This is a genomic window from Gemmatimonadota bacterium (assembly GCA_040388535.1).
Taxonomy (GTDB): domain Bacteria; phylum Gemmatimonadota; class Gemmatimonadetes; order Gemmatimonadales; family GWC2-71-9; genus Palsa-1233.
Genome location: JAZKBR010000007.1, coordinates 97,911 through 114,862, shown reverse-complemented (window position 1 = coordinate 114,862; position 16,952 = coordinate 97,911). Strand labels below are relative to the sequence as shown.

General features: G+C 67.2%; 13 protein-coding genes. All 13 read left to right on the top strand.

Annotated elements, in window-relative coordinates:
• The first annotated feature begins 41 nt into the window (after nt 1-41).
• Complete coding sequence (locus tag V4558_13950) at nt 42-341, top strand: hypothetical protein (GenBank protein MES2306608.1); 300 nt, start codon at nt 42-44, stop codon at nt 339-341.
• A complete protein-coding gene (locus V4558_13945; GenBank protein MES2306607.1) occupies nt 338-2,743 on the top strand; it encodes a PIG-L family deacetylase in 2,406 nt (801 codons plus the stop codon). Before V4558_13950 ends, V4558_13945 begins: the two co-directional genes overlap by 4 nt.
• Entirely contained in the window at nt 2,733-3,758 is a 1,026-nt protein-coding gene (locus V4558_13940) for an extracellular solute-binding protein (protein MES2306606.1), read from the top strand. The genes V4558_13945 and V4558_13940 overlap by 11 nt, the downstream gene beginning before the upstream one ends.
• Nucleotides 3,758-4,804: an ABC transporter ATP-binding protein gene (locus V4558_13935; protein ID MES2306605.1), complete on the top strand. Its 1,047-nt coding sequence runs from the start codon at nt 3,758-3,760 to the stop codon at nt 4,802-4,804. Before V4558_13940 ends, V4558_13935 begins: the two co-directional genes overlap by 1 nt.
• Nucleotides 4,801-6,441: an iron ABC transporter permease gene (locus tag V4558_13930; protein ID MES2306604.1), complete on the top strand. Its 1,641-nt coding sequence runs from the start codon at nt 4,801-4,803 to the stop codon at nt 6,439-6,441. The genes V4558_13935 and V4558_13930 overlap by 4 nt, the downstream gene beginning before the upstream one ends.
• The gene (locus tag V4558_13925; protein ID MES2306603.1) at nt 6,438-7,658 is read left to right on the top strand and encodes an MFS transporter; all 1,221 of its coding nucleotides are present in this window, start codon (nt 6,438-6,440) and stop codon (nt 7,656-7,658) included. Before V4558_13930 ends, V4558_13925 begins: the two co-directional genes overlap by 4 nt.
• 27 nt (nt 7,659-7,685) lie before the next feature.
• A complete protein-coding gene (locus tag V4558_13920) occupies nt 7,686-9,392 on the top strand; it encodes a M3 family oligoendopeptidase (GenBank protein ID MES2306602.1) in 1,707 nt (568 codons plus the stop codon).
• Nucleotides 9,393-10,042: 650 nt separating this feature from the next.
• On the top strand, nt 10,043-11,620 hold the full coding sequence (locus V4558_13915; protein ID MES2306601.1) for a GMC family oxidoreductase: 1,578 nt from the start codon (nt 10,043-10,045) through the stop codon (nt 11,618-11,620).
• Nucleotides 11,607-12,620: a Gfo/Idh/MocA family oxidoreductase gene (locus V4558_13910; protein ID MES2306600.1), complete on the top strand. Its 1,014-nt coding sequence runs from the start codon at nt 11,607-11,609 to the stop codon at nt 12,618-12,620. Before V4558_13915 ends, V4558_13910 begins: the two co-directional genes overlap by 14 nt.
• On the top strand, nt 12,617-13,297 hold the full coding sequence (locus tag V4558_13905; protein MES2306599.1) for a VTT domain-containing protein: 681 nt from the start codon (nt 12,617-12,619) through the stop codon (nt 13,295-13,297). The genes V4558_13910 and V4558_13905 overlap by 4 nt, the downstream gene beginning before the upstream one ends.
• Before the next feature lies 1 nt (nt 13,298).
• Nucleotides 13,299-14,198, top strand: coding sequence for an alpha/beta hydrolase (locus tag V4558_13900; protein ID MES2306598.1), 900 nt, complete (start codon nt 13,299-13,301; stop codon nt 14,196-14,198).
• 58 nt (nt 14,199-14,256) lie between these two features.
• Nucleotides 14,257-15,594 carry a sigma-54 dependent transcriptional regulator gene (locus tag V4558_13895; protein MES2306597.1) on the top strand — a complete coding sequence of 446 codons (1,338 nt, stop codon included), beginning with the start codon at nt 14,257-14,259 and terminating at the stop codon, nt 15,592-15,594.
• On the top strand, nt 15,594-16,946 hold the full coding sequence (locus V4558_13890; GenBank protein ID MES2306596.1) for an ATP-binding protein: 1,353 nt from the start codon (nt 15,594-15,596) through the stop codon (nt 16,944-16,946). Before V4558_13895 ends, V4558_13890 begins: the two co-directional genes overlap by 1 nt.
• Nucleotides 16,947-16,952 lie beyond the last annotated feature (6 nt).

Sequence of the window (16,952 nt, the reverse complement as noted above, 5' to 3'; positions counted from 1 at the left end):
ATCTGCGCAACTCCGCGACACCCCCTGCACTCGAGTGGCCGATGATCGGCAGGCGCTACTGGATCTGGGTCTGGTACGGCATCCTGGTTCTCGGCGTGATCGGTCTCGCCGGTGCCATCCATTGGGGTCGCCAGACGGCGTGGCGCAACCTCGATGAGGTGCTCCGCGGCGTCGGCACCATCTGCGTATCGGTGGGGATGCTCCTGCTCCTCTCTGGTGCAGGCGGCGGCGGTGCCGGACAGACCCTCCTGCTCGCTGCCCTGATCGCCTTCATCCTGGCCTTTGCCATCGGCAGGGAACCTCCCCCCGCCAAGCCGCGTTCCCCAGACACTCCGGAATGAACTTGCCACTTCGTCATCTCGCTGCCGCGGTCCTCATCGCGGCTCTGCCCGCACTCCCCCTCGTCGCGCAGACGGGTGGCGCGGGGACCGGTGGTGTCGCGCGCCTCGCCGAGGAACGCCGGCTGGTCGGCAACTGGCGCCGCGCCCTGATGATCGGCGCCCACCCCGACGATGAAAACACCGAGATCCTGACGATTCTCGCCAAGGGGCAGGGAGTCGAGACTGCCTATCTCTCGCTCACGCGCGGCGACGGTGGCCAGAATCTGATCGGCAACGAACTCGGCGTCGCACTCGGCGTGCTCCGTACCGAGGAATTGCTCGCGGCGCGGCGGGTCGATGGCGGCCACCAGTTCTTCACCCGGGCCTTCGACTTCGGTTTCTCGAAGCACGCTGCCGAGGCCTTCGAGTTCTGGCCGCGTGACTCGGTGCTGAAGGATGCCGTGCGGATCATCCGCCGCTTCCGGCCACAGGTGATCATCTCGGTCTGGTCGGGAACCCCGGCCGACGGCCACGGCCATCATCAGGCGAGCGGCATCGTCGCGCTCGACGCATTCCACGCGGCCGGTGACAGCACCCGCTTCCCGGAACTCAAGCGCGAGGAAGGGCTCGAGCCGTACACCGTCGCGAAGTTCTACCGCTCCTACTACGGCGCCGCACCGCCGGGGCCGCTCATCACCCTCGATGGTGGCGCGACCGATCCGGTGACCGGCTTCTCATACCGCCAGCTCGCGGTGCGCAGTCGCGATCAGCACCGATCGCAGAATCAGGGGAATCTCGAAAATCTCGGACCCTCGTCGCCGCGTCTCGGCCTCATCGAAAAGGCGCCGGGCGTCACCGGGCCGGATACTGCCGTCTTCGCCGGCGTGCCGAATGAACCGGCGCCCGTGAACGATCGGCATCGCGACAACGTGCAGCTGATCGAATCGGGGATCGTGCTCGATGCCACGACCGACGACGACGAGGTCGTGCCCGAGCAGGAACTCACCGTGACGTTGTCGATCTGGAATGGCGGCAAGGATACCGTGAACGTCGGTTCGCGCCCCTCCACGGGGAGTGGCTTCGCACAGCGCGGTGACCAGTGCCTGGGCAAACTCTCCCCGCTCGCACCGGGCGCACTCTACACCTGCAAGTACACTGCAACCGCGTGGAAGCCGGGTGTCTACACCGCACCCTACTTCCTCAATGCACCTCGTGCTGGCGCGATGTATCGCTGGACTGGTTCCCGCCTCGCGTGGGGCGAACCGTTCGAGGCGCCGGCGCTGCAGGCCGAGTTCATCGTGCAGCCGCGGAACGGCAACGAGATCCGCACTCGCAAGGAAGTGCAGGCGCGCTTCCTCGATCCGGTGCTCGGAGAGGTGCGGCGCGGTGTGGCCGTGGTGCCGCGCGTGGCGGTCGAGTTGTCGCCTGACAGGCTGCTCTGGCCTCGCAACACCACGAAGCATCCGTTCCGGGTCTCGCTCGAGAATCTGGCGAAGGACAGCAGCGAAGTGCTGGTGTCGCTGGTGCTGCCGCCGACCTGGAAGGCCGCGGCGCCGCAGAGGGTGAAGTTCACTCGCGAGGGCGAACGCGCGACGGTGGATTTTGTGGTGACGGGTCCGCTCAATCAGCCACCGGGTGAATACGAACTCTCGGCCCTCGTGCTGCAAGGCGCCGACACGCTCAACAAGGGCCTCTACCGGATTCGCTATCCGCACGTCGGGCCGCGGAACATTCTCACCACGGCCAAGGCCACGGTGGTAGTGGCCGATGTGAAGTTCCCGGTGCTGGCAGCCATTGGTTATGTGCGCGGCGGTGGCGACCTGGTTCCCGAGGCGCTGCTCAACAGTGGGCTTCCGGTGAAGCTGCTCACCGGCGAGGCGCTCGAGCGCGGGTCGCTCGACGGCTTCAAGGTGATCGTGCTCGGCGCGCGCGCTTACGAGGCGGATGAATCGCTGCGACGCGCCCACCCGCGGCTGATGCGCTGGCTGCAGAACGGCGGCACCCTGCTCATTCAGTACGAGCAGCAGCCGTACATGCGCGGCAACTTTGCGCCGAAGCCGTTCCTCATCAACAACCCGATGGATCGCGTCACCGACGAGAAGGCCAAGGTGACCTTCCTCGCGAAGACTCACCCTGCGTTGCTGAGTCCGAACAAGATTACGGACTTCGATTTCGACGACTGGATCCAGGAGCGCGGCCTCGACTTCGCGCGCAGCTGGGATCCCGCGTGGACGCCGATTCTTGAGACCCACGACGCCGACGACGTGGCGCGCGAGGGTGGCTTGCTGGTGGCGCGCGTCGGGAAGGGGACCGCGATCTACACCGGGCTCTCCTTCAATCGACAGCTCCCGGCGGCGATCCCGGGCGCGTGGCGCCTCTTCGCCAATCTCCTTGCCCTCGGCCAGCCCCGCGTTGCGCATTGAGCGGGCGGCTCTCCTTCTCGCGCTGCTCCTCCCGGGGTGCGGCGATGGTCGCGAGCCGCTGACGCTCTATTCGCCACACGTGCGCGAGCAGCTCGAACTGCTCGAGCGCGATTTCGAGAAGAAGAATCCCGATATTGATGTCCGCTGGCTCGATATGGGGAGCCAGGAGATTCTCGATCGGCTCCGCTTCGAGAACCCCAACCCGGTGGCCGATCTCTGGTTTGGTGGTCCGACCACGATCTTCGATCGCGGCATCAAGGAAGGCGTGCTCGAGCCGTATCGGCCGTCGTGGTGGAAATCGGTTGACACCACCGGCATCGGCCCCAACGATCTCTACTATCCGGTCTACCGCACGCCGGCTGTCATCGCCTACAACTCGACCCTGGTCACCGAGGCCGAGGCGCCGAAGGACTGGGATGACGTCCTCTCGCCGCACTGGCGCGAGAAGGTCATCATCCGCGATCCAGTGGCGAGCGGCACGATGCGCGCGATCTGGGGGTTGATGATCCAGCGCGGGCTCCGGAGCAATGGCGACACGGCGGCCGGGATGGCGTGGCTCCGGTTGCTCGATGGCCAGACGCGCACCTACGCGCTGAACCCGGCGATCCTCGATCAGATGCTGGCGCGGGGGGAAGGGCTCATCACCTTGTGGGACCTCCCCGACGTCCTGATCTCGAAGTCCAAGGGGCTCCCTTACGGCTACACTTTTCCCACCAGCGGCACGGTGGTGATCGATGACGCGATCGGCGTTGTGCGGGGCAGCAAGCATCGCCTCGCGGCTCAGCGATTCATCGAATATGTTGGCGGGATCGATGCGCAGGTGCTCACGGCCGAGAAGGTCTGGCGGCTCCCGGCGCGTCGCGACCTGCCGCTAAACAGGGTGCCGGCCTGGGTCGCCGAGGTCGAGAAGAAGATGGTGACGGCGCCAATGGATTGGCCGCTGCTCGCGAAGGAAGGAGCGGGGTGGATGCGCTACTGGGATCAACGGGTGCGTGGCACCGGGAAGCAGCAATAATGAGCACGGTGACACTCACCGGCGTGGCAAAGAAGTTCGGCGAGACGCCGGTTGTCGCCGACGTCTCGCTTGCCGTGGGCGAGGGAGAGCTCGTTGCCCTGCTGGGGCCGAGTGGCAGCGGCAAGACCACGCTGCTGCGGCTCATTGCGGGATTCGAGCAGGCCGATGCGGGAAGCATCAAGTTTGATGGCGAAGATGTCACGGCAAAATCGGCGCTCGATCGCCGCTGCGGCATGGTCTTCCAGCACTACGCCCTCTTTCCGCATCTCACAGTTGGCGAGAACGTCGCCTATGGCCTCGAGCGCGAGAAGCTCTCCGCCACTGATCGCACTGCGCGCGTGAACGAAGTGCTCGCACTCGTCGATCTCGGCGGCTATGCCGATCGCGCAGTGACCGCGCTCTCCGGCGGCCAGCAGCAGCGTGTCGCACTCGCTCGTGCGCTCGCGCCGCGGCCGCGCGTGCTCCTGCTCGATGAACCGCTCTCGAACCTCGACCCATCACTCCGCGAGCGGACTCGCCGCGAACTCCGCGAGCTGGTGCGTCGCATCGGGATCACCACCATCCTGGTGACCCACGAACAGGAAGAGGCGTTCGATCTCGCCGATCGGATCGCCGTGCTCCACCTCGGCAAGCTCGAGCAGGTCGGTACGCCAGAAGATCTCTACCGCCATCCCGATACGCCGTTCGTGGCGGGCTTCGTCGGTCGCACCGCCACGCTGCACGGTCGGGTAATGGGAATGCACGATGGTCATCTCGATGTTGAGGCGGCCGGGGTGCGCTGGCTCGCGAACGGTCCGTTGCAGATGCTGGGGCAGGTGCTCCTGCTGGTGCGTCCCGAGGCCACCACCGTTGACCCCGCCGGCCCGCTCTCTGGCGTCGTGCGTGCTCGCCGCTTCGCCGGCGCAAGCACGGTGATCACCCTGCTGCTCGCGAGCGGCGAAGAACTCGAGGTGATGGTTGAGGCGAGCGACGTGCAGATCGGGGCCGAGCTGCGAGTGCGCCCCAACGGTATCGGCGCGCACGCCTACCCGGATCGCGGCGCGTGAACCGCAAGCTGGCCGGCTGGGCACTCCTCCTCCTGCTGGCCTGGCTGGTGGTCGAACCGCTCGCGCTGGTCGCGATCGATGCCGTCCGCGTCGATGGCGCATGGACTTTTCAATCGGTGCGCGCCTTCTTCGTCGAGAAGAACGAATGGCGCGCCGCCTGGAACTCGCTCTGGCTCGCCGTGGTCAGCGTGGTGCTCGGCGCCCTCATCGGTGTGCCGCTCGCACTCGCGACCCGGCTGGTGGATTTCCCCGGCCGGCGCGTTGTCTCGGCGCTGCTCACCCTTCCCGCAGTACTGCCGCCGCTCGTCGGCGTGGTCGCCTTTCTCTTCCTCTATGGCGAGAGTGGTGTCATTGCGCGGGCGGTGATGGCCGTCACCGGCGCGGAGAAGGCGCCGTGGCGCTTCGAGGGTGCCTTCGCCGTCGTGCTGATCCACGCGACCACGATGTACGTCTACACCTATCTGCTGGTGCGCGCTGCCCTCGCGACCTTCGACCCGGCCTTGCTCGAGGCCGCGACTGCGCTCGGTGCCGGCCGCTGGCGCGCGATCCGTACCATCGTGCTGCCGCTGCTCCGCCCGGCGATCGGCAATGGCGCTCTTCTTACCGCGCTCTCATCGCTCGCCTCCTACTCGGCCCCCTATGTTTTCGGCGGCGGCTTCCGGGTGCTGCCGACACAGGTGGTCACCACGCGACTCAATGGTGACATCTCGGTCGCCATGGTCGAGACCCTCGCGCTGGTGGCGCTCGCCCTGATTGCCTTGCTGCTTGCCTCGCGACTCGGCGGCCCCGGCACACGCGGCGCAGGGAAGGGGCTCGCTCCGGCGCCGCGGGCATCGAGCCCGCGCACCCGCAAAGTGGTCGGAATCATTGCGTGGGCTGCCACGGCGTGGCTGCTGCTGCCGCACCTGGCACTGGTCGTCGTGAGCTTCGTGCCGATCGGCGCGTGGAACAACACCGCCCTGCCGAGCGCATATACCGTGGGGAACTACGTGGCGCTGGTGGCGGAACCGGCGCGCTGGCGGCCGTTCGGGACCTCACTCTGGATGGCGACGCTCGCTGCCGCGGCGGCCGCGATCCTCGCCCTTGGCGTGGCCGTGGCCGCGCGCGACCCGAAGCGGCGGCTGTCGCGCACCCTCGAGGCAGCGCTGGCGCTGCCGTGGGCCGTGCCGGGCACCGTCTACGCGATTGCCCTTGCGACGATGTTCTCGCGGCTGCAACCCGGTGCCGGACGCTTCGTACTGATCGGCACGCTCTGGCTGCTGCCGCTGGCGTATCTGGTGCGGGCACTGCCGATTGTAGGGCGGGCGCTGGTCGGAGCGATTCGCGGGCTCGACCCCGCGCTCGATGAGGCCGCAACATCGCTCGGCGCCGGCGGATGGCGATCATTCCGCACCATTACCTTGCCGCTGCTAGGGCCCGCGCTTGCTGGCGCCACGGCCCTCGCATTCGTGACCGGTCTCGGGGATTTCATGACTTCGGTGATCCTGTATACCTACGACACGCGCCCGGTCTCGCTCGAGATTCTCGGCGCGATCCGTCAGGGCGAGATCGGCGTTGCCGCCGCATACGGTGTCGTGCTCACCGCCATCTCCACGATGGCCTTCTACTTTGCCGAACGAGGCCGGGCCACCACGTGACCGCGACTCCCCAGCTCAAACGCGATCAGTTCCGTCAGCTCTCGGTGCTGATCGCCGTGAACTTCGTCGACATGCTCGGCTTCGCGATGGTGCTGCCATTGCTGCCGTTCTATGCGCTCAAGCTGCAGGCCACGCCAGAGATCATCGGCTGGATGATCGCGTCGTTCTCGATCACCCAGCTGATTGCTTCGCCCATCTGGGGGCGGGTCTCCGACAAGTATGGTCGTCGCCCCGCCCTGATGATCGGCCTGCTCGCTTCGGCCTGCGCCTTCCTGGTCTTCGGCCTCGCCAACGCACTCTGGCTCCTCTTCCTCTCGCGCATCGTGCAGGGCGCCGGCGGCGGGACCACCGGCGTCGCGCAGGCGTACGTATCCGACACGGTGGCGCCGAGCGATCGCGCGCGTGCCCTCGGCTGGCTCTCGGCCGCGACATCGGCCGGTGTGATGGTCGGTCCCGCCATTGGTTCGCTCGCGGCGCATATGGGACGCGAGGCGCCGGGCTACTTCGCGGCTGCGCTCTGCTTCCTCAACGTGCTCGCGGCGTGGAAGTGGCTGCCCGAGTCGCGTCCGGCGGAAAAGCTCGGGCAGGTCACCCAGCGGAAGCCTGTCTGGCACGGCGCCTGGGAAGTGCTTCGCAATCCTGGTGGCAAGGTCGAACGGCTGATCTGGGTCTACGGGATGGGAATGCTCGCCTTCTCGCTGCTCACCTCGATTCTGGCACTCTGGCTCGGTTCGCGCTTCGGCGTCAACGAGAAGACCATCGGCTACTTCTTCGTGTACAACGGCCTGCTCGCGCTGGTGCTCCGCTCGCTGCTCCTCGGCCCCGTGGTCGACAAGATCGGCGAAGTCTGGGCGATGCGCGCCGGCGCCATCACACTTGGGTTCGGGCTGCTGCTCTACACTACGGCTCCCACGGTGTGGTCGCTGGTCTTCATCATTCCCTTCGTGCCGATCGGTACCGCGCTCCTCTTCCCGGCCTCGACGTCGCTCATCTCGCACGTGGCGGACCCCAACGAACTCGGCACCACGATGGGCGTCGCACAGACCTTCGCAGGGATCGCCCGCGTCATCGCGCCGATCTTCGGCACCATCGCCTTCCAGCGCCTCGGCACGAACTGGCCCTTCTGGCTTGGTGGCTTCACGATGCTCTGTGTGGCGGGAGTCACCTTCCGATTCGTCCAACCGGCGGCACGGGCCGTTCCGGCGCCCGCGACCTGAGTCTATTTGCCCCGTGAGTGCTCGATCATGACGATGCTCCAATTGCCCCAGACCAGCGCCGGCTTTGCCGCCGCCACCTGGGACACCATCGCGCCGTTCTATCGCGAGCTGGCCGAGATGCCGCTCGATGCCCACAGCCGTGAGGCGTGGCTCGCGCGCTGGTCGCGACTCGATGAGCTGGTGACCGAGGCGGCGTCGCTCGCGATGATCGCCTACACCTGCGACACGACAAACAAGAGTCTTGAGGAAGCGCATCTCCGCTTCTCGACCGAGATCCTGCCGCAGCTCGAGGAATCGGAAGTCGCGCTCGCAAAGCGATTCGTGGAGGTCGGTTCCGATCGGCCTGATATGGTCACGACGCTCAAGCGCTTCCGCACCGCGATCGAGATCTTCCGCGAGGAAAACGTCCCGCTGGTGGCCGAGGCCGAGGGGCTGGCCGCGAAGTATCAGCAGGTCACGGGGACGATGACGGCGCCGTGGGGCGGGGAAGAGGTGCCGTTGCCGCGGCTCTCGCCCTTCCTCAAGAGTGCCGACCGGGCGGTGCGCGAGGCGGCGTGGCGCGCGGCGACGGCGCCGTATGTGGCGAAGCGCGACGAAATGGCCGCGATCTTCGACCGGATGTTCGAGATCCGCAACACCATTGCGCACAACGCCGGCTTCAAGGATTACGTCGATTACATCTGGGCCGCGAAGTGCCGCTTCGATTACACACGCGAAGAGGTGGTGACACTGCAGCAGAGCATCGCGGCAGCGGTCGGCCCGGCGATCGGCCGCGCATTGGCGTCGCGGCGTGAGCGGCTCAAGCTCGATGTCGTGCGGCCGTGGGACATGGCGGTCGATCCGTGGCGTGACGCGCCATCGGTGCCGTTCAAGGATGCCGAGGAGCTGCAGGAGGTCTCGGCCCGGATCTTTGACAGTGTCGATCCGGTGCTGGGCGGTCAGTTCCGGACGATGATGGCCGAGCGGCTGCTCGATCTCGATTCACGGCCGGGGAAGGCGCCGGGTGGCTATTGCGACACGCTGCACGCGCGTGGTCGGCCATTCGTCTTCATGAATGCGGCCGGCGTGCCCGAGGATGTCAACACGCTGATGCACGAGGCGGGGCATTGCTTCCACGCCTTCGCATCGCACGAGCGGCCGTTCATCTGGCAACGCCATCCGGGCGCGGAGAGCGCGGAACTCGCGTCAATGTCGATGGAGTTGCTGGCGGCGCCGCATTTCACGCAGCCGACTGGTTTCTACAGCGAACCCGATGCGATCTCGGCCCGGCTCGAGCATCTCGAGGACATTCTCATTTCGCTGGCGCACATCGCGTCGGTCGATGCCTTCCAGACCTGGATCTACACGCACGCTGAGGGTGCCGACGCTGCGGCGCGCGATGCGGCGTGGCTGGAGATCCGCGAGAGATTCGAGGCGGGCGTCGACTGGAGCGGGCTCAGCGCCGAGCGGGTCGCGCGCTGGTATCGTCAGCTCCACATCTTCCTCTACCCGTTCTACTACATCGAATACGCCATCGCGCAGATCGGGGCATTGCAGGTCTGGCGCAACGCGCTCGCCGATCCGGTCGAGGCGGTCGCGGCCTACCGGCGCTTCATGGCGCTTGGGGCGACCCGGCCGTTGCCGGAGCTTTATGAGGCGGCGGGGGTCGAGTTGAGCTTCAGCCCCCAGCTGATCGGTGAGCTGGTGGCGTTGGTGGAGAGGGAGATGGGGGTTTTGAGGGCCAGGCTGGTTTAGAGGGGAAGGGAGAAGGGAGAAGGGAGAAGGGAGAAGGGTAGGCTCCTTCTCCTATGTGGGTGCCGCGCTCGCGCGGCACAGATCTCACCTCCGACGGAAGCTCCCCTGTCCCGAGCTCGTGGCTGAAGCCACGGCTCGGCTACCGCCGCTAAAGCGGCTCGGCGCTGATCTCTCCCCGGGCGTTCTGGGAGGCTGTCATCCTGAGCTGAGCGAGCCGCTGGCGAGCGAAGTCGAAGGAAGACCCGCTCGCCCGCTGAGCTTCGGCTCCTTCGACTGCGCCCGCTGTGCGGGCTTCGCTCAGGATGACAACCTCCGATGACGCATCACTCTGCCCCCACGGCCGGAAGCATTCGTTACTGACGAGCGGCCAGTGCCGCCTCGCGGTGCCTCGAGCGCCGTCGCACTGTTGTGCGGCGGCGCTCGTCGCGTCCAGCCACGTCGTGCAATCGAAGGCCAGCCACGATGTATTGACCTGATGCGAGTGCGTATCGCCTCGTTACATCGGCGCGCATCGGACATTCCTCTCCCGGATTGCTACTGCGTTGCCACTACATCACTTAGTGGAGGACGGGTGGCTGGCGGTTCGCTTGCGATAGTCGTGGCGGTGTCGGGCAGTGCCTGGCAACGTCTCGAACCCGAGTGGAGCGTCGATGAGTCACTACGATGCGATCATCGTTGGCAGTGGACCCGGTGGTGCGATGGCCGCAGACGCCCTGGTCCGCCGCGGTGGGAAAGTGCTGATGCTTGAGCGTGGTGGCTGGGTGCGTCGTGATCCGACCAGCCACGCCCCGGAATCGGTCGCAATGCTCTCGGAGCACTACTCCGCGCTGACCCCCTACGCCGCCGATACCGATACTGGCGTGCGCCAGAACGGCGCCTTCCACTGCGTCGGTGGCCAATCGGTGTTCTACGGAGCCGTGGCCCTCCGTTATCGCGAGCGCGATTTCCTCTCCGATCCGCGCGACCCATCCGGCGCCGAGTGGCCGGTGGGTTACCGCGAGTTCGAACCGTGCTACACGCGCGCAGAGCGTTTGCTGCACGTCTCGGGGGATACCGGAGCCGACCCGACCGAACCCTTCCGCTCGGGGCGCTACAGCCAAGCGTCGCCGCCGCTCTCCGATGGCGGCAGTGCGCTTCACGCCGCGGCACGTCGGCGTGGGCTGCGTCCCTTCCGCCCACCGCTTGCGATCGCACGCGCCGGCAGCACGCGCCCAGCCTGCGTCGGCTGCGGTGCCTGCAACGGCTTCGCCTGCGCGGTCGGAGCCAAAGGGGATGCCTCGGTGGTCGTCAACGCGCTGCTCGGTCGAGGGCTCGAACTGCGGACCGGCGCTGCGGTAGTGCGGATCCTTTCCGAAGGTTCGCGCGTCACCGGGGTGCAATATCAGGATGTCGCCACGGGCGAGCTGCATCGCGTCTTTGGCGACAGCATCGTGCTCGCCGCGGGTGCACTCGCGACGCCTCACCTCATCCTTGGCTCGGGGCTGCAGTTCCAGAACCCTGGCGGCGCGGTGATTGGTCGCTACCTCACCCGCCACTGCAACGCGGTGATTTGCGGCTACTTCGCGAAGCGCCCTCCCTTCGCGCGATTGTCGTACAAGGAGTTTGCGGTGCAGGACTTCTACTTCGGGCATCCTGCGTATCCCGAATTGGGTGGCATCGGCTCCATCCAACAGGAAGCGCTGCCAGCGGCGATGGTCGAGCGGGAACTCCCGCGCCCACTGCGCCCCTTCGGTCGGGCGATGCTGTCACATCTGGCCGGGCTCATCGTGATGACGGAGGACGAGCCGCGCTGGACCAATCGGGTTGCCCTCGACCGGCGCAACGTGAGCGTACTCGGCCTGCCTGGGTTGCGGGTGCACCATCGCTATGCGCCCCGCGACCTTGCGCGGCGCCGAGTACTCATCACCGAGGCGAAGAAAATTCTCGCCGCCGCCGGCGCCGCCGCCTCGGTCGCGCGGGCGATCGACACCTTCTCTCACGCGCTCGGCACCGTCCGGATGGGGCTCGATCCGCTGACGAGCGCGCTCGACGGAGCCGGGCGGTTTCGCGGCTTTCACAATCTCTACGTTGTCGATGGCAGTGCCTTGCCCACCTCGGCCGCCGTCAATCCGAGCCTGACCATCGCCGCCAATGGGCTGCGCGTGGCCGATGGCATCGGGATGAGTGGCACGACGGGACATCGTGATGTTGTCCTTGAGCGGAGGGTCGCCTTCCATGCGCGCGCCTGACCGCCCCCTCCATCTCGCGTTCCTCGGTTGCGGCCGGATCGCAGCGAAGCATCGGCGCACCCTCGCCGCGGTGTCGCCGCTCGTGCGCTGCTCCTTCGCGAGTCGCGATGCATCGCGCGCGAGCGAGTACCAGCGACGCTATGCCGGCAGCACCAGCTGGGGTTCGTACGCCGCGGCGATCGAGGACCCCTCGGTCGACCTCGTGATGATCACCACGCCGACGTCGAGCCATCTCGAACTCGCGCTCGCCGCGCTCGAAGCTGGCAAGGATGTCATCGTCGAGAAGCCCGCCTTTCTCCGCTCGGAAGATGTCACCACAGTGGAATGGGCCGCCGCCACGGTTGGTCGCTGTGTCTTCGTGGCCGAGAACTACTGCTACAAGCCACTGGCCGGGGCGCTGCGACAGCTGGTCGAGTCGGGTGAGCTGGGCGAGATCCGATTTGTGTCCGTTAACGCGCTCACCCGGCAGGAGCCCGGTGGCTGGCGGAACGATCTCTCGACAGCCGGAGGCGGCGCTCTCTTCGAGGGCGGCATCCACTGGATCGACCTGGTGGCGCACCTCGGATTGACCGTGCAGTCGGTGGAGGGATTCCGCCCTGGCGGCGGGGACGGGATCGAGCGCTCGATCGTGGTGGTGCTCCGCTATCTCGAGGGCGCGATCGGCACACTGCACCATTCGTGGGAGACGCCCGGCCGGCTGCGTGGTCTGCAGCTCTCGCGCATCGCGGGCACGCGCGGGTCGGCCACCTTCGAATCCAACGGCCTCTTCATCCAGGTGCACACTCCCAAGCGGACGCGCTGGATCTTCCCCGGTTTCGCCGACATCTCCGGGTATCACGCGATGTTCGCCGACTTCCTCGGGGCCATCGATCGGGGTCGCGACGGCGGGATGACGCTGGCGCGCGCGCGGCGCGATCTCGAGTTGGTCGAAGAGGCACTGGATACCTCCAGCCAGCGTCACGATCGCGCTCAGCCCTTCGATCTCGAGGTCATGCCGTGAGCGCCGTCGCGATTCCGCTCCCGGGTGAGGTGCGCTCGGCCTGGTTGCGGTCGCGTGGCGGTATCGGCGCGGATGCGATGCTGCGGGCCACCGGCGCCGCAGGGCTACTACTTATCGCGATCCTGCTGCTGGTGCCAGGCTCGGCGGCGTTTCTCCCTCTGATACTCACGACATTGCTCTTCAGGGGGCCCATCTCCGGTCTGGTGCCGATCGGCGTGGAGCCGGTGCTGATGATCTATGGCCAGCATTACTCACCGTGGCTGGTTGCAGGAGTCGCCGCTGCGGCGAGTGCCTACGCCGAAGTGGTGTCGCAGCACCTGGTGCGGGGAATGCTCGACCTGTCGGTGCTCGGTCGAGCGCGGCAGCGCCTCTCCACCAGCCGAATGATGCGGCTCTTCCATCGGCGCCCCGCGCTCGCCATCGGAATCACTGCGCTCTCACCCGTTCCCGACACACTCACGCGCGTGCTGGCCGCGGCAGCGCGCTATCCGGTGGGTCGCTATGTCCTCGCCGACACCATCGGCCGCTTCCCGAAACTCTTTCTGCCCGCGGCGCTCGCCACCACGCTGCATCCGTCGCCGGCGCTGTTGCTGATGATCGTCGGCGCGTCGAGCGCAGTGGCCGGAAGTATTGCGCTCGCGCGCTGGGCGTGGCGCGCGCCACATCAGGGAGGGTGAGATGCTGCCTCTGCTCCTGCTGGTCGCGACTTGCATCCCCTGCGCACGAGAGGTGGTTGTGGCTCCGGGCGAATCGCTGCACGTCGAGGTGCGCGGCTCCGGCCCCGATGTGGTCCTGATTCCTGGGCTCTTCGGCTCGGCCTATGGCTATCGTGCCGTGGTCGAGCACCTGGTCGCCGCGGGAAGGCGAACCATCGTGATCGAGCCGCTCGGGTTGGGGAACTCCTCACGCCCGCGCGGTGCCGACTATTCGCTCACCGCCCAGGCCGCTCGTATCGCTGCTGTCCTCGATAGCCTCGGCGTCGACAGTGCGGTGGTGGTATCGCACGCGGTCGGGACCGGCATCGCGTTGCGGCTCGCACTCGCACGGCCGCTGATGGTGCGCTCGGTCATTTCGCTCGGCGGAGGAATTCCCGAATCGGCGGCGACTGCCGGGCTCCGGCGGGCCGTCTCGTGGGCGCCACTCCTTCGTATCCTCGGCGCCGGATCGCTGCGGAAACGAGTGCACGGATCACTGGTGCATTCATCCGGCGACACCAGCTGGGTCACGGACTCGGTGATCGCGCATTACACCGGGCCTGCAACCGCCGACCTCGGTGCCACGCTCGCGGCGTTCCGGGGGATGGTGCAATCGACTGAGGCGGTGCAACTGCTGCCACGGCTGGGAGAGATTCGCTGCCCGGTGATTCTCCTGTTGGGCGCGGCCCCGCACGAGGGGCGCACGGCCGACGGCGAGGTCGAGCTGCTGCGATCAGGGGTCAGGCGATTCGAGTTGCAGCTGGTGCCGGGCGCGGGCTCGTACCTGCAGGAGGAACGGCCCGATGCGGTCTTTGCGGTGATCAGCCGGATGGTGACGGGTGGGGCGCGTGTGGTGGATGTGGTCGCCGCAGCGAGGCCGTGAGCGGTGGAAGTTAGATTGGCAGTGAACGGCGTACTCCCGCAACCGGGATCCTGATGCCATGACCCGCTCCCTCCTGATCGTCGATGATGATGCCACCATCCGTGACGCCCTCGCCGAGGCGCTCGCGGATGACGGCATGGCGGTGCGCACGGCCGATAGCGCCGAGAGCGCCTTGAGCATCATCGGCGCTGGTGGCGTCGATGTGGTCCTCAGCGACATCCGGATGCCAGGTCTCGATGGCATCGCCCTGCTGCGGTTGCTGAAGGAGCGGCAGGCGAGCATCGATGTCATCCTGATGACGGCATTCGATGATATGCCGACGGTGGTGGCCGGAATGCGAGAGGGGGCGGTCGAGTTCCTGGTCAAGCCGCTGGACCTGCACGCGTTGCGACGGGTGCTGGCGCAGGTATTCGAAGACCGACGCCTGCGGGTCGGGGCGCGGCGGCACGATGAGGAGAGCGGTGCCATCGCCGAACATTTCCCCGGGGCGCTGGTGGGGCACGACCCCCGGATGGTGGCCGTCTTCAAGCGGATCGGACAGGCAGCGGGGAGTCGCGCCACGGTGTTGATCCGCGGCGAGACCGGCACCGGAAAGGAACTGATCGCGCGCGCAATTCACGCGAGCTCGCCCGAATCGGGTACGCCCTTCGTGGCGGTCAACTGCGCCGCGCTGCCGGCGAACCTGCTGGAGTCGGAACTCTTCGGTCACGTGCGCGGCGCCTTCACTGGCGCGACGGGCGACCGTCGAGGTCGTTTCGCACTCGCGGGACGCGGGACGATCTTCCTCGACGAAATCGGCGATACCACGGTCGACCTGCAGGCCAAGCTGCTCCGCGTTTTGCAGGAGCGCGAGTACTACCCGGTGGGTGGCGAGCGACCCGAGCGCACCGAGGCCCGCGTGCTGGCCGCCACGCATCGCAACCTCGAAGGGCTAGTTGCCAGCGGCGCCTTCCGCGCCGACCTCTATTATCGCCTGCGCGTTGTCGACATCGAGGTCCCGGCGCTGCGTGAGCGTGCTGCCGATGTACCGTTGCTGGCGCAGCACCTGATGCTCAAGGCCAGCGAAGCGCTCGGTCGCCAGGTGCCGGTACTGTCGCAGGGGGCGATCGACCTGCTCGCGGCATACGACTGGCCCGGCAATGTGCGCGAATTGGAGAACTGCCTGATGCGCGCCCTGGTGCAGGCGAGCGGCGATGTGATCCGGCCCGAGCATATCCAGCTCGCGGCCACTACGCAGGACAACCCGGTGGTGCTCGCCACCCTCGACGCGCTTGAACGCGAGCACGTGGAGCGCGTCCTCGCCGTGTTCCACGGTCACAAGAGCCGCACCGCGCGCGCCCTCGGCGTCTCTCGTCCTCGCCTCGACCGATTGCTCAAGAAGCACGGCCTCGACTGATGCCCTTTCGGCTCTTCACCCGTCGATCACTCCGGGGCAAGTTCTTTCGTGTGGTGCTCGGTGGCCTGGTGCTGCCCTTTCTGCTGGTCGGCTTCTGGCTCACTGGCACTGCGGGCCGCTCCGGTGAGGGGTTGTTGCGCGATCGGCTCGACAGCGCACTGACAAAGGCCGCACTCGGTGTTACCAAGGCCCGGCTCACGGCCGAGAGCATCGTGCCGTCGGGAACCGTAGGCGCCGACCTGCTCGGAGCACTGCTGGTGGCGGTTGACCGTCGCACCGGAGCCGTGCTTGGCGAGTGGCCCCTCGATCGCTCACTGCTCGACGGAGATCACTTCGAGTCGGGCGGCGAACGCTGGCTTGTGCGTCGGCGCGAAGTGCAGGAGCCAGCGATCACGCTGATCGCCGCGGCGCCGCTGAGCACCTACACGGTGCCGTTCGAGCGGGCAGCTCGGAAGGGTGCGCTCGCGATTCTTATTGTTGCACTTGGGGGGCTCACGGTCGCGACGGTGCTGACGCGGCGGATGACCAACTCGATGGAATCCCTCGCCGCCGCCACCCAGGCCGTCGCCTCAGGCGACCTCGATCGCCGTGTGCGCGAGGACACCACCGATGAGGTGGGGCGAGTGGGCCGCGCCTTCAACGCGATGACCGAGTCGCTACGAGGCACGCTGCAGGAACTCTCGCAGCGTCAGTCGCTCGCGGCCGTGGGAGAATTTGCGGCGGCGCTCTCGCACGAGATCCGCAATCCACTCACCTCGATTCGCATCGACCTGCAGCGCGTCCAGGAAAAACTTCCTGCCGACTCCACGCTGCGTACTCCGCTCGAGCGAGCGCTGCGCGAGGTCGATCGCCTTGATCAGACGGTGAGCGGTGCCCTGCGCATTGCCCGGAGTGGTCACATCGGCTCGGATCTGGTCGACCTCCGGGTGCCGCTGCAGCGGGCCATCGAGGTGGCCCGCGTCTCGTTCGATCAGCGACGCGCCCGGTTGCACGAGCCCGCCCTTGGCGATGCCCCGGTGCCGATTCGCGGCGACGAGGCCGCCCTCGAGCAGACCTTCCTCAACATCCTCCTCAATGCCGCCCACGCCCTCGCGGAGAGCGGCGAGGCGACCGTGACGGTCGAGGGGGTGACCAGCGGAGTTCGGGTGACGGTGCGTGATACCGGTGTCGGCATCCCGGCCGAGCAGCTCGAATCGGTGTTCGACCCCTTCTACACCACCAAGTCCGACGGTACCGGCCTCGGCCTCTCGGTCGCCCGGCAAATCGTCTCGGCCCACGGGGGGCATATCCGGATCCGGAGCACGGCGGGGGAAGGGACGGCGGTGGAGATCGATCTGCCCATCGCGAGGTGAGGGGGA

Excerpts from the sequence above, each read along its gene's own strand:
- V4558_13950 (MES2306608.1), top strand. The coding sequence starts at position 42 with ATGATCGGCAGGCGCTACTGGATCTGGGTCTGGTACGGCATCCTGGTT.
- V4558_13945 (MES2306607.1), top strand. The coding sequence starts at position 338 with ATGAACTTGCCACTTCGTCATCTCGCTGCCGCGGTCCTCATCGCGGCT.
- V4558_13935 (MES2306605.1), top strand. The coding sequence starts at position 3,758 with ATGAGCACGGTGACACTCACCGGCGTGGCAAAGAAGTTCGGCGAGACG.
- V4558_13920 (MES2306602.1), top strand. The coding sequence starts at position 7,686 with ATGACGATGCTCCAATTGCCCCAGACCAGCGCCGGCTTTGCCGCCGCC.
- V4558_13915 (MES2306601.1), top strand. The coding sequence starts at position 10,043 with ATGAGTCACTACGATGCGATCATCGTTGGCAGTGGACCCGGTGGTGCG.
- V4558_13910 (MES2306600.1), top strand. The coding sequence starts at position 11,607 with ATGCGCGCGCCTGACCGCCCCCTCCATCTCGCGTTCCTCGGTTGCGGC.
- V4558_13900 (MES2306598.1), top strand. The coding sequence starts at position 13,299 with ATGCTGCCTCTGCTCCTGCTGGTCGCGACTTGCATCCCCTGCGCACGA.
- V4558_13895 (MES2306597.1), top strand. The coding sequence starts at position 14,257 with ATGACCCGCTCCCTCCTGATCGTCGATGATGATGCCACCATCCGTGAC.
- V4558_13890 (MES2306596.1), top strand. The coding sequence starts at position 15,594 with ATGCCCTTTCGGCTCTTCACCCGTCGATCACTCCGGGGCAAGTTCTTT.